The 12,854-nt window shown below is 66.3% G+C and carries 10 protein-coding genes and 1 pseudogene; 6 read left to right on the plus strand and 5 right to left on the minus strand.

Annotation, left to right across the window (positions count from 1 at the left end):
- Nucleotides 1-31 precede the first annotated feature (31 nt).
- The 3 genes from DCG74_RS07195 to DCG74_RS07205 are packed head-to-tail and all read left to right on the plus strand — an operon-like array spanning nt 32 to nt 2,428.
- Nucleotides 32-337 carry a DUF6460 domain-containing protein gene (locus DCG74_RS07195; protein WP_172786089.1) on the plus strand — a complete coding sequence of 102 codons (306 nt, stop codon included), beginning with the start codon at nt 32-34 and terminating at the stop codon, nt 335-337.
- A 27-nt stretch (nt 338-364) separates the two neighbouring features.
- The gene (locus tag DCG74_RS07200) at nt 365-1,099 is read left to right on the plus strand and encodes an MBL fold metallo-hydrolase (protein ID WP_172786088.1); all 735 of its coding nucleotides are present in this window, start codon (nt 365-367) and stop codon (nt 1,097-1,099) included.
- A gap of 3 nt (nt 1,100-1,102) precedes the next feature.
- Nucleotides 1,103-2,428: an MATE family efflux transporter gene (locus DCG74_RS07205; protein WP_172786087.1), complete on the plus strand. Its 1,326-nt coding sequence runs from the start codon at nt 1,103-1,105 to the stop codon at nt 2,426-2,428.
- A 152-nt stretch (nt 2,429-2,580) separates the two neighbouring features.
- On the opposite strand, the gene DCG74_RS07210 is transcribed toward DCG74_RS07205, so the two are convergent.
- Both DCG74_RS07210 and DCG74_RS07215 read right to left on the minus strand, forming a co-directional pair.
- Nucleotides 2,581-3,678: a quinone-dependent dihydroorotate dehydrogenase gene (locus DCG74_RS07210; protein ID WP_172786086.1), complete on the minus strand. Its 1,098-nt coding sequence runs from the start codon at nt 3,676-3,678 to the stop codon at nt 2,581-2,583.
- Nucleotides 3,675-4,019: a DUF952 domain-containing protein gene (locus DCG74_RS07215; protein WP_172786228.1), complete on the minus strand. Its 345-nt coding sequence runs from the start codon at nt 4,017-4,019 to the stop codon at nt 3,675-3,677. Before DCG74_RS07215 ends, DCG74_RS07210 begins: the two co-directional genes overlap by 4 nt.
- A 293-nt stretch (nt 4,020-4,312) precedes the next feature.
- Between DCG74_RS07215 and DCG74_RS07220 the strand changes: the two genes are divergently transcribed.
- On the plus strand, nt 4,313-4,969 hold the full coding sequence (locus DCG74_RS07220) for a helix-turn-helix transcriptional regulator (protein ID WP_172786085.1): 657 nt from the start codon (nt 4,313-4,315) through the stop codon (nt 4,967-4,969).
- Between the two features lie 114 nt (nt 4,970-5,083).
- On the plus strand, nt 5,084-5,836 hold the full coding sequence (locus tag DCG74_RS07225; RefSeq protein WP_172786084.1) for a carbonic anhydrase: 753 nt from the start codon (nt 5,084-5,086) through the stop codon (nt 5,834-5,836).
- A 147-nt stretch (nt 5,837-5,983) separates the two neighbouring features.
- On the opposite strand, the gene DCG74_RS07230 is transcribed toward DCG74_RS07225, so the two are convergent.
- From DCG74_RS07230 to DCG74_RS07240, 3 genes and pseudogenes are all read right to left on the minus strand, one after another.
- Nucleotides 5,984-7,627 carry a lysine--tRNA ligase gene (locus DCG74_RS07230; protein ID WP_172786083.1) on the minus strand — a complete coding sequence of 548 codons (1,644 nt, stop codon included), beginning with the start codon at nt 7,625-7,627 and terminating at the stop codon, nt 5,984-5,986.
- Nucleotides 7,628-7,978: 351 nt separating this feature from the next.
- Nucleotides 7,979-11,270, minus strand: a pseudogene (locus DCG74_RS07235) (hypothetical protein).
- Between the two features lie 378 nt (nt 11,271-11,648).
- Nucleotides 11,649-12,236: a PadR family transcriptional regulator gene (locus tag DCG74_RS07240; RefSeq protein ID WP_036020538.1), complete on the minus strand. Its 588-nt coding sequence runs from the start codon at nt 12,234-12,236 to the stop codon at nt 11,649-11,651.
- Nucleotides 12,237-12,431: 195 nt separating this feature from the next.
- On the opposite strand from DCG74_RS07240, the gene DCG74_RS07245 reads away from it, so the two are divergent.
- Complete coding sequence (locus tag DCG74_RS07245; RefSeq protein WP_172786081.1) at nt 12,432-12,818, plus strand: nuclear transport factor 2 family protein; 387 nt, start codon at nt 12,432-12,434, stop codon at nt 12,816-12,818.
- Nucleotides 12,819-12,854 lie beyond the last annotated feature (36 nt).

Below are 12,854 nucleotides of genomic sequence, written 5' to 3' on the forward strand. Positions count from 1 at the left end.
AATGGGGTCGAATCCGCTTCAGGAGTTTGCGATGGTCCAAGACGTCAGAGATTTGCCGGCCGGCCGCAGCGACGGCCTGCACCGCTTTCTCGGCGGCTCGCCGCTGACCGTCGCGTTCCGCCTGGTGCTGCTCTCGATCCTGGTCGGCGTCGTGCTGGCGACGATCGGCTTCGACCCCTGGAACATCATCCACAGCATTCGCCTCTTGTTCCAGCGCCTGTGGGATCTCGGCTTCGATGCGGTGAACTGGCTGTGGCGCTACTTCCTGCTCGGCGCGGTCATCGTGATCCCGATCTGGCTGCTGTCGCGCGTGTTCGGCGCGCCGCGCGGCCGGTAAGGGTGTGATCGAGGGAGTGCGCAGCCGATGCAACTGCGTTTCGTCGGCTGCGGTGACGCCTTCGGCTCCGGCGGCAGGCTCAACACCTGCTTCCATGTCTCCGGGCGCGAAACGAACTTCCTGATCGACTGCGGCGCGTCGGCGCTCCCGGCGCTGAAGCGGCTCGAGATCGATCGCCACGACATCGACCTGATCCTGATCACGCATTTCCACGGCGACCATTTTGCCGGCCTGCCGTTCTTTCTGCTCGACGCGCAATTCTCGCGGCGGATGCGGCCGCTGACGATCGCGGGCCCGCAAGGCATCGAGCGGCGGCTGCGTGAGGTGATGGAAGCGCTGTTCGAGCATTCCTCGAACACCAGGCAGCGCTTCGAGCTGAACGTGGTCGAGCTCGCACCCGGGCAAAGCCGAAACTTCAGCGCGGTGAATGTGACGCCTTATCCGGTCGTGCACGGCGAATCCGGCGGTCCGTTCCTCGCCTATCGCGTCGCGGCCGAGGGCCGCACGCTCGCCTACAGCGCCGATACCGAATGGACGGAGACGCTCATTCCGCTGGCGCATGGCGCGGACCTTTTCATCGCTGAAGCCTATATGTACGAGAAGGTGGTCAAGAATCATCTCAGCCTGAAGACCTTGGAACAACATCTGCCCGACATCGGCGCCAAGCGGCTCGTCCTCACCCATATGAGCGACGACATGCTGTCGCGCCTGGGTGATGTCGAGCATCTCGCTGCCGAAGACGGCATGGTGCTCGTGTTCTGAAAGATGCACGCACCCGTTCATCACCGCGTCGGTAGCCGGCAGGTCTTCGCCATCGCAGGTCCCGCGATGGTCGCGAACCTCACGACGCCGCTGATCGGCGTGGTCTCGACCACCGCGATCGGCCGGCTCGACGATGCCGCGCTGCTCGGCGGTGTCGCGATGGCCTCCGTCATCTTCGACTGCCTGTTCTGGCTGTTCGGCTTCCTGCGCATGAGCACGCTGGCCTTCACCGCGCAGGCGCTCGGCGCGGGCGAGACGCGCGAGCAGACCGTGATCCTGGTGCGCGGCTTCATCGTCGCCGGCCTGATCGGCGCGGCGCTGATCGCACTGCAATTGCCGTTGGCTGGCGCGCTGTTCGACCTGATGGGCGGCAGCGAGGGCGTGACGCGCGCGGCGAAGACCTATTTCATGATCCGGATCTGGTCCTCGCCTTTCGCCTTCGCCAATTACGTCATCCTCGGCTGGCTGGTGGGGCAGGCCCGCGCCAATCCGGCCCTTGCGCTCCAGGTCGTCATCAACCTCGTCAACATGGTGGCGACGATCCTATTGGTGCTGGTCTACGACACCGGCATCGCCGGCGCGGCGATCGCCGCGCTGGCGTCCGAGGCGATCGGCTTCGCGCTCGGCGTAATCGTGTGCAGGCGCTATGCACTCGGCGGTTTTGCCGTGCCTCGCGCAACGCTGTTCGATCGCGAAAAGCTGATGCGGCTCCTGGCGGTGAACACCGATATCCTGATCCGCACCGCGGCGCTGATCGCCGTGTTCCTGTTCTTCACCGCCAAGGGCGCGCGAGCCGGCGACGTCACGCTGGCCGCGAACTCCGTGCTCAACAATTTCCTCCTGGTCAGCGCCTTCTTCCTCGACGGCCTTGCGAATGCGGCGCAGCAGCTCTGCGGCCGCAGCTTTGGCGCGCGCGACGCCAAGGGATTTGCGGATTCGACCAGGCTGGTGCTGCGCTGGGGGCTCGGCTTCGCCATCGTCGTCGCCGTGCTGTTCGCAGGCTTCGGCCCCAATATCATCAACGTCATGACGGCGAGCGAGGACGTCCGCCGCGCCGCGCGCGAGTTTCTGCCCTTCATCGTGCTCGCGCCGATCCCCGGCGTGTTCGCCTTCGGCTTCGACGGCATCTATGTCGGCGCGACCTGGGCGCGGGAGATGCGCAATCTGATGCTGTTGTCGCTCGCGATCTTCTTCGCCGTCTGGCTGGCGCTGCAATCGTTCGGCAATGCCGGCCTGTGGAGCGCGCTGATCGCGTTCTACGTCGCGCGCGGCGGCTTGCAGGGCGCGAGGTATCCGGTGCTGTATCGGGCGACGTTCGCGAAGCCGTAGCTCTCGTGTCCCGGACGTGCGAAGCGCGAGCCGGGACCCAGCATGCGGCCACATGGGCCCCGGCTCTGCAGCGCACCACGCCGAAGCCGGCGCGCTGCCATAGCGCGTCGAAGACGCGCGTAAACGCGCTTATGGCGTCCGGGGCACGAGACCTACAACCCCGGCCAGTCTTCCGCCGTCAGCGTCGCCGCATCGGCGCCGACGATCTCGGCCAGCGAATCCCGCCCGGTTCGCAGCAGCGTCGAGGTCAGGTCGCGCTTGATCTCGTCGACGAGGCCGAGACCCTTGTAGACCAGCGACGAATAGAGCTGGATCAGGCTGGCCCCGGCGCGGATCTTGGTCAGCGCGGCGCCGCCCGAATCCACGCCGCCGACGCCGATCAGCGGGAATGCGCCCTCGACCCGCACATAGGTCTCCGCGACCATGCGCGTCGACAGGCGGAACAGCGGCCGTCCGGACAGGCCGCCTTGCTCCTTTGCCCGCATCTCCTCGCGCAACGTGCTCGGCCGCGCGATCGTCGTGTTCGACACGATCATGCCGTCGACCCGGCGCGAGCGCGCGACCTGCACGACGTCGTCGAGCTGGGCCAGGCTCAGATCCGGCGCGATCTTGAGCAGCACCGGCGTGTCGCCGGCCTTCTGCCTGACACGCTCGCGGGCGTCGATCACGCGCGCGAGGAGGTCGTCGAGCAGCGCGCCTTCCTGAAGGTTGCGCAGGCCCGGCGTGTTCGGCGAGGAGACGTTGACGGTGAAATAGCTCGCCACCGGCGCGAAGGTCTCGATCAGCTTGACGTAGTCGCCGACGCGGTCAGGTGAATCCTTGTTGGCGCCGACATTGACGCCGACGATGCCGCCGTGCTGCGCGCGCGCGGCGAGCCGGCGCAGCGCGACTTCGGCGCCGTCATTGTTGAAGCCCATGCGGTTGATGATTGCTTCGTCGCGCTCGAGCCGGAACAGCCGCGGCCGTGGATTGCCGGCTTGCGGCTTCGGCGTCACCGAGCCGATCTCGACGAAGCCGAAGCCGAGCCGCAGCAGCGCATCCGGCACTTCGGCGCTCTTGTCGAAGCCCGCGGCCATGCCGATCGGATTCGGAAAGTTCAGCCCGAAGGCGCGCACCGCGAGCTTGGGATCATCGGCACGCGGCTTGACCGGCGGCAGGAAGCGCAGGCCCTGGATCGCGAGGCGATGGGCGTCTTCGGGATCGAGCCAGCGCAGCACCGGCAGCGAAAAGGCGTCGAACGCGCGGATCACGGCAACAGCTCCGGAACATCGTGACCGCCGTCGGAGCGCGTGTTGAGGTTCATCACCGCGATCACCGCGCCGAAATCGAGCTCGCCATAGAGATGGGGGAAGAGCTCGTCATTGCGCGAGCGTTCCCAGCGCAATTCGCTCCCCAGCGCATCGCCGTCGACCTCGACCAGGAACAGCGCGCGCTGCCCGAAATAGTGCTTGCGCAGGGTCTCGGGAACCTGGGCCGCGGTCGAGAAATGGATGAACCCGTCGCGCGCGTCGTCTGCGCTGCCCCGGTAGACACCCTGCCGTTCCGCCTCGCGCCAGGCCGAGGCCGGACAGATTTTGTAGATCTTGACCACCGCTACCGCAGCCTTGTTTGTTCTTTGAGTCTTTTGGGTTTTTTCGTCTTTTGCGGGTCCTCGCAACCCGGGCGCGACCGTAAAGGCCACCCCTTCCGAACTCAAGGCTTAGAGCCTTTTCCGTGCCGATGAAATCGGAACGGGGGCTCCAGATTCCCGTTTTGCGCGTTTTCCTGACGCGAACGGGTACCCGCTCCGTTACGAACGCCGTTCTCCCTCGCCTCTTGCGCGAAAAACGGAAAACCTGTTGATTTGAGGACAGTTTTCCTGAGTTGCGACGGGCTGGACCTTCCATGGTCAGACAGGCCAAAGCGCAGAGGATGCTGACTCACGACCAGATCTGGGCCGCACTGGACCGGTTGGCGGCGCGGGCCGGGCTGTCGCCGTCCGGCCTTGCCAAGCGTGCCGGGCTCGACCCCACAACCTTCAACAGGTCCAAGCGCGTCACCGCCGACGGACGCGAGCGCTGGCCTTCGACCGAATCGATCGCAAAAGCGCTGGCCGCGGCTGACGCCTCGATCGACAGCTTTGCCAAATTGATCGACGACGGCGGCGCGAGCGATGGCCGCTCGGTGCCGCTGCTCGGTTTCGCACAGGCGGGCACGAGCGGCGCTTTCGACGAGGCCGGCCTTCCATCCGGCAAGGGCTGGACCGACATCGCGCTGCCCGCCACCGAGGACAGCCACGCCTTTGCGCTGGAGATTTCCGGCGATGCGCTTGCGCCTGTTTATCGCGACGGCGACATCGTCCTGGTCTCGCCCGGCGCGCCGATCCGCAAAGGCGATCGCGTGGTGGTGCGGAGCAAGGCGGGCGAGATGACGGTCGCGACGTTGAAGCGCCGCACGGCCAAGGCGCTGGAGCTTGAGCCGCTCGATGCGACGCAGGCCGAATGGACGATGGCGGCGGGCGACGTGGCGTGGATCGCGCGGATCCTGTGGGCCAGCCAGTGATCGCGTGACCGGACCATGACGCAGTTCGCGTTGCGACCGCCATTGCGACTCACCACGCCTCTCGCATAGGTTGCGCACCTGTTGCCGACCAAGTTCATCTCGAGGGGGAATACGATGAATCGCCGCCACGCATTGAAGGCCCTGGCGGGTCTCGCACTTTGTCCGTTGTGCAAGCCGGGCTTCGCCGCCGAAGGCGCGCATTGGAGCTATGAGGGCGCCGGCGGCCCGGCCAAATGGGGCGATCTCGAGGCGGCCAACAAAGCCTGCGCGGCCGGCCTGCAGCAATCGCCGATCGACATCGAGGCGACGATCAAGTCGCAATTGCCGGTTCTGAAGCTGAGCTGGGGCAAGAGCGCCGACACCATCGTCAACAACGGGCACACCATCCAGCTCAATTTCGCCGAAGGCAGCACGCTGATGCTCGGCGACGTCAAGTACAAGCTGCTCCAGGTGCACTTCCACCGGCCCAGCGAGCACATGATCGGCGGCAAGAATTTTCCGATGGAGGCGCATTTCGTCCATCGCAACGACGCCGGCGGGCTCGCCGTCGTCGGCGTGCTCATGACCGAGGGCAGGCCGAACGCATCCTTCGCCAAGATCATCAAGACCATGCCGGCGGCGGAAGGGCCCGCGGTGAAGGCGGATGCGAGCATCGATCCGCTGGCCATGCTGCCGCCGAAGCTCAGCTATTACCGCTATCCCGGCTCGCTGACGACGCCGCCCTGCTCGGAAGTGGTCGAATGGCTGCTGCTGACCACCCCGATCCAGGTGGCGGCGAGCGATGTCGCCGCGTTCGCAAAGCTCTACCCGATGAATGCGCGCCCGGTGCAGAAGGACAACCGCCGCTACGTGCTGCGATCGATTTGAGTGCGTCACACCGCGGCTTCGCTACGTAGTTCAAGGTCATTCCCCGCGTAGGCGGGGAATCCAGTAAGCCGCGGCTTCTCGATTCATCACATCTGCCGCGGCGTACTGGATCGCCCGGTCAAGCCGGGCGATGACAGTGGAGTGGGATTACGCGCTCCTCGCCAGCGCGCCGTCGATCATGTTCACCGCGTTCTGCACGCCGTAGACCGCGACGAAGGAGCCGAAGCGCGGGCCCTTCTCCTGGCCGAGCAGCACCTGGTAGAGCATGTTGAACCAGTCCAGCGTCACGCCGGGGCGGCCGTCCTTGCCCTTCTTGACCTGGTCGAGGAACGGCTCGCGGCGGCCGATCTCGTAGACGACGTTCTGGATGTCTTCGGCCGAGGCGTCCTGGGCAAGCTGCGAGAGCGCATCGCGCAGGTCCTGCAGCGCCGCGCGCTCGCTGTCATCAGGCACGCGGAACTGCTTCGTCGGCGCGACGAAGTCACGGTAGTAGTTGATGGCGTAGCCGACCATCGCATCCAGCTTCGGATGCGTCTGCGGGCTGACGCCGGGCCTGTAACGGCCGATGAAGCCCCACAGCGTCTCGGCGTTCTCCGCGTTCGACGACGACACCAGCGTCAGGAGCAGCTGGAAGGTGACGGGCATGTCGCCCTGCGGCGGCCTGCCGTTGTGGATGTGCCAGACCGGGTTGCCGAGCTGCTGCTTGCCGTCCTGCTTCGGAAAGCCGTCGAGGAATTGCTGGTAGTCGTCGACGTTGCGCGGGATGACGTCGAAATACAGCCGCTTGGCCGCCTTCGGCTCGCGATACATGAACAGCGACAGCGATTCCGGCGAGGCGTAGCGCAGCCATTCGTCGATGGTGAGGCCGTTGCCCTTCGACTTCGAGATCTTCTGGCCCTTCTCGTCGAGGAAGAGCTCGTAGTTGAAGCCTTCCGGCGGCGTGCTGCCGAGCGCTCTTGCGATCGCGCCGGACAGCTTCACGGAATCGATCAGGTCCTTGCCGGCCATCTCGTAGTCGACGCCGAGCGCGACCCAGCGCATCGCCCAGTCGGCCTTCCACTGACACTTGACGTTGCCGCCGGTGACGGGCGTCTCGACTTCCTGGTTGGTATCGGGATCGACATAGGTCACCGTGCCAGCCGCGACGTCGCGGCGGATCATCGGCACCTGCAGCACGACGCCCGTGGTCTTGCTGATCGGCAGGAACGGCGAATAGGTCGCGCGGCGGTCCGGTCCCAGCGTCGGCAGGATGATCGCCATGATCTTGTCGTAGGCGGCCAGCATCTTCAGCAGCGTCGCGTCGAAGCGGCCGGACGTGTAATAGTCGGTCGAGCTCGCGAACTCGTAGTCGAAGCCGAAATGATCGAGGAAGGCGCGCAGCCGCGCATTGTTGTGGTGGCCGAACGACGGGTACTCGTTGGAGAACGGATCGGGCACCCGCGTCAGCGGCTTGCCGAGATGCTCCGCCAGCATCTCCTTGTTCGGAACGTTGTCGGGCACCTTGCGGAAGCCGTCCATGTCGTCGGAGAACGCCAAGAGGCGCGTCTTGATCTTGTCCTCGGTGAGCACGCGGAAGGCGTGGCGCACCATCGAGGTGCGCGCCACCTCGCCGAACGTGCCGATATGCGGCAGTCCGGACGGACCGTAGCCGGTCTCGAACAGCACCTCGTCCTTCGGGCTTTTCTTCAGCCGCGCGACGATGGCCTTCGCCTGCTCGAACGGCCAGGCGTTGGATTGTTCGGCGAGCGAACGCAACTCGCTCGGGTTTGCGGCTAGATCAATAACGGACATCAGGGGCCTCCGGGCCGCGGAAAATAGCGATTTCCCGGCAGAATGCAAAAGTTGCGAGCTGATACCCCCAGCCCTCTCCCGCTTACACAGGGCTAGCGCATATGGGAGTTCTTCTCCGCGGCCATCCTTCGAGACGCCCGCTGTCGCGGGCTCCTCAGGATGAGGGCGGAGTGCGCGGCAGCAGTTTCAACGGGCACAGACGCTGATTAGCCTCATCCTGAGGAGGCGCGTCAGCGCCGTCTCGAAGGACGAGGCGTGCGCGCAGGCCGCCGCCACAAGTCATATGTGGTAGCCCAGCCCTTGCGGGGGAGGGTTGGAGGTGTCGCCGCGTCGGATCGAATGCGATGCGGCTCAATGTGCCGCTGATGCCGAGCGCTTGGTCGCGATTGGCTTCGGGGCCGGCTTGGCGCTGGCCTGCGGTGCGCTGTCCCAGCCGCCGTTCGGGGCCGCAACGTTGACGGCATCGTCGGGCTGCGGCTCGGCGCTGAAGGTCTGGATCGCGAGCTTGGCGGCGGCGAGCGATTGCGGGTCGAGGCGCTTGGCGACGTCGTCACGCTTGCCGGCGGCATCCGCATCGCCCTGGGCGGCAGCTAAGCTGAACCATTTGTAGGATTCGGCGAGGTTCTGCTCGACGCCGATGCCGCGGGCATAGAGGATGCCGAGGTTGAACTGGCTGTCGGCGACACCGCGATCGGCCGCTTTCCGGAACCACTGCGCCGCGCTCTTGTAATTGGCGCCGCGACCGCCGCCGTCGGCATCGAGCACGGCGAGATTGTGCATCGCCTTGGCGTTGCCGCGCTCGGCAGCCTGGGTGTAGTAGCGGCGCGCGATGTCGGCGTCCTTCTTCACCCCCAAGCCCTTTTCGTAGAGCGTGCCGAGACGGAAGGTTGCGGGGACGACCCCGGCCTGCGCCGCGCGGTCGTACCACTTCGCCGCTTCGTCGTAATTGGTGGCGACGCCCTTGCCTTCGGCAAAGCGCACGCCGATCTCGTAGGCCGCGGTCGCATCGCCCTTCATCGCGGCAGTGCGCAGGGCCGGGCCGCCGATGCCGTCAGGCAGCTTCTCGCTCGGCGGCACCTGAATCATGCCAAGCCTGGCGCGGCTGGTGCCCGACAGCGCGCCGGTGACGTCGCTGGAAGCCGGCGGCGGCACCGCCGCGGCAGGCGCTTGCGGGATTTCAACCGAGGCGGCGCTGCCGGAATGGGGAATGGGCGCCGGCGCGGCGTTGTTCTGCGACTGTCGTCCGAGCGGTGTCGGCGAGGTCATCGACGGGGTGATCTGTTCCGGTGCGGCCGGCTTGGTCTCGACCGGCGGTGGCGCAACCTGCGGTGCCGGCTCGCTCGGAATGTTTTGCATCGCCTGCGGCGTCGGTGACAGGCTGCCGCCTTCGAGCAGGTTCATTGCCATCTTGAAGGTGCCGAGCACGATCACGACCACGCTCGCGCCGACCAGCAGCGAACGGATCTTCGAGGTGATGGTCGAGCCACCTTCCTGGCCCTTCTCCTTGGCGCGGGCGATCGCGGCCTTGGCGCCACGGGCCGGCTTCTCGGGCGGCTGCGCGGCGGCGGCCTGCGCGGCGCGGCGTGCGGCGGCGATGAAGCTCGACGACGACACCGGCTCCTTGGGCGCGGCGGCAATTTCGCTGATCGCGCTCTCGGAGGCGGCGATGCGTTCCGACGGCGAGGCGAGGCGTCCGCCCGGCCGGGTGCCCGGCTCGAGCGGGTGATCCGGCGGCAGTTCCGGCGCGAGTGCAGCGCGCGCGGTGTGCGGCTCCAGGAGCAGCGGGATTGGGCAGTTCGGGCTTCGGATCGTATTTCGGCGGCTGTGCTTGCGGCTGCGGCCGCGGCTCGCGCGCCATTGGCGCCGGCTCCATCGCCGCCGCCGTGGGCATCGGCATCGGCTGCGGGGCGGGGGGAGGCGGCGCGGTGCGCACCGCGCGCAGATCGCCCTCGATCATCGAGAGGCGATCGACGACGTGGCCGAGCGCGCTGTGGACGGCCTCGAGCGAGTCCTGGGTGTGCCGGTTGGTCTCGGCCTGGCTGAAGCGGATGTCGGAGAGCTCGCGCTTGACGAGATCGACCATGCCGGAATCGGGCGGGGCTGCGGAGCTGCGGCTCTCGGCCAGCGCGGCATAGGTCGCCTGCTGCCGTTCCAGGTGCCTGAGGATGTCGTGCAGCCCGTCCTCGACGCGGCTCAAATTGCCGTTGCGCGGATCGGCCGCGGCCTCGATCCGCTCCAGCAGATACGAGACCCGCTGCTCGAGATGGGCGAAGGTCGAGGCGGAATCGTTGCCGACCTGCATGCGGTCGAACCGGTCCGACAGCGCGCGGATCGCAGCTTCGAGATGCTCGGTGCTCTCGGACGGCTGCGGCCGCTCGCGCGTTTCCAGCGCGGCGGTGAGCGCCGCGATGCGCTGCTCCAGCACCGCAAAGCTGTCGCCGTGACCGGAGGCGCGGGTGATCTGGTCGACCTTGGACGACAGCAGCTGCACGTCTTCGGACAAACGCGCGAGCGCCTCGTTGGATGCGACGTTGGAGACGATGGCGCGCAGCGCCGAGATCGCGCCCTCGAGCTGCTGCACGGTCGAGGGATCGTCATTGGCGCGCAGGATCAGGTCGAGCTTGGCGCCGAGATTGCGGATCGCCTCGTCGTAGCCGGTGAGCTGCTCGGCCGGCGTCAGCGTGCGCAGCACCTGCTTGATGTCGGACAGTGCGCGCTCGATGCCGGCGAGAACCTGCCCGTCGGTGCCGTTGGAGCGGGTTTCGTCGATCCGGCGATGCAGCGAGCGGATCTCGTTCTCGATCGATTCGATCGCGCGCCGCGGCATCGCCTCGGTGATGGCGGCGCGGATTTCGGCCAGCTCGCTGCGGAAGGCATTGATGGCCTGCTCGGTATTGTCGGGCCGCTGCAGCGATTCGATCTGGCTCGTGATCTTGAGCAGATGGCGCTCGAGCGAGGAAAAATCCGGCGCCGGCTGCGGTGGCGCGTAGGCAGGGGCGGGTGGCGCCATCGGCGGCGCGTAAGCAGCCGTTGGCGCGAGCGACGGCGCGGCACGCGGCGGCATCTGCCTCGGCGTAAAGCCGTCGAGCTCGCTCTGGCGCGCCGTGATCTCGGCGACCGCGACGTCGAACGAAGCCGGGCTCAGAGGTGGTGAGCTGCGATAGACCTGCGCGGCTGCGCGCTCGACGGCATCGGCCTGGCGCTGGCGCGCCTCGGCCGGCGGGCGCGGGGCCTGCGGCTGCTGCGGTTGCCGCTGCGGGCGGGAGATCTGCGACAGGCGCGCATCGAGCCGCGAGATCGCGTCGTTGAGTTGGCGCGCGACGCCCTGCTCGCGCGAGACGTCTGGTCTTGAGGAGTCTTGTCTTGAGGAATCTTGGCGCGGGGCGGGTTTTGAGATCCGCTCGATCTGCTGGGTGATCGCGTCGAGCCGCTGGTGGATGTCGGCGACTTCGCGGCTCTCCTGGCTTGGCGGGTGCTGCGGACGCTGATCGTAAGGTCCGCGAAAATTGGGCGGGGCAGTTTCGCCGAGCGTGGAGTTCAGCCAATCGTTGAGCGACATGCCGGCACGACGCGCAGCAGCCTCGGCCCGCTCCCGGACGGATGGATCGATGCCGTCAACACTCCACGATACGCGCGAATTCATGACTCTGTCCGGTTCCGACTTCGGCACCCCACCCGGCGCCTCCAGCTTCCCCACGCGTGCCGGTTGTAAAGACAATCGAATTTGGCGCGGGTCGTCTGCCTCGAAAACCGACTTTTTCCTGTTACGGTAAATAACGGGTTAAGGAATGCGGCGCCGCTGTCTTAAAGTTGGGCGGCGGGAACTTGGAGGGAGTGCCGGCGCGGGAACGTTGCCAGCTTTCGCTACACGCAAGCTGTCATCGTCCGCGAAGGCGGACGATCCAGTACGCCGCAGCGGTTCGATTCCAGCCGCGTTGCTGCGGAGTACTGGATGCCCCGCCTTCGCGGGGCATGACACCGATGGATGTGGCTACAGCACGCCGTAGCGTTGACCGGGCTCTCAGCCCTTCTCGCGCTTGCCATCCTCGATCGGCACCACCGTGGCCTTGCCGCTCATCGCCGACAGCGCCTCCAGTGCCTCCTCGCAGAAATCGGCCACCATCTGCTCGTGGCGGGCGCCGAGCTGAAGCAGCAGCAGATTGCCGAGGTCGAGCCGGCCTTCCGCCGTGCCGTCGGGAAAGCGTTTCTTCAGGATGCGCTCATAATTGGCGTGGCGGTCGCGGTGGTGCTCCAGGCGGGCCATCAGGTCGGTGCGCATGGGCTCGATGTCGATGCTGTCGAGCGCATGCAGCCGCACCAGGAGGTCGTCCTTGATCGAGGGCGGCGTGCTTGGCCGCGCGGCCCAGTGCCGCAGTGCTGTTCGGCCCTCGGGAGTCAGCGTATAAATCAGCTTGTTGGGCTTGCCTGACTGCACCACCTCGCGGCCCTGGATGTAGCCGCGGTCGCGCAGCTTGGAGAGCTCGCGGTAGATTTGTTGATGGTCGGCCTTCCAGAAGAAGCCGATCGAGGAATCGAACGTCTTGGCGAGCTCGTAGCCCGTCATCGGGCGTTCCGTCAGGCATGCGAGGATTGCGTCGCCCAGTGCCATGACTGGCCTTCCTTCTGAGGTTTGACCAAGCTGCTTGACTTTATGCGCATCGGCGCATATGCGTCAATGTGCATATGAGGCAGCGTGCAGGCGGGTCAAAGGCCCGACTGAATAATCAAGCGAATTCAATCACATCTCTACTGTGCATGGGGTTGTTTTCGCAGTTTTGCCCTTAGCCTAGGGAGGCACCTGAGAATGACCGGCCTCGATTCCTGGTACGCCTACATGAAGTCGCACGACCGCGCCGCGCTCTGGGACCTCCTGCATCCCGACGCCGTGTTCGAAAGCCCCGTCGTGCACACGCCGCAAGCCGGCCGCGACATCACCTTCAAATACCTCTCCAGCGCCGAGAAGGTGCTCGGCGGTCCCGGCTTCACCTATGTCGGTGAATGGCGCAGCGACAATGGCGCCGTGCTCGAATTCAAGAATGTCATCGACGGCATCGAGATCAACGGCGTCGACATCATCAGCTTCGATACCGAGGGACGCATCACGCATTTCAAGGTGATGGTGCGTCCGCTCAAGGCGATCAACATGCTGCACCGCCTGATGGCGGAGCAGCTTGCCGCCGCCCAATCATAAGCTCAACATCACCCCTAAAAGCCCTACGCCGGGAGA

Origin of the sequence: Bradyrhizobium sp. WBAH42, assembly GCF_024585265.1 — a bacterium.
Taxonomy (GTDB): domain Bacteria; phylum Pseudomonadota; class Alphaproteobacteria; order Rhizobiales; family Xanthobacteraceae; genus Bradyrhizobium.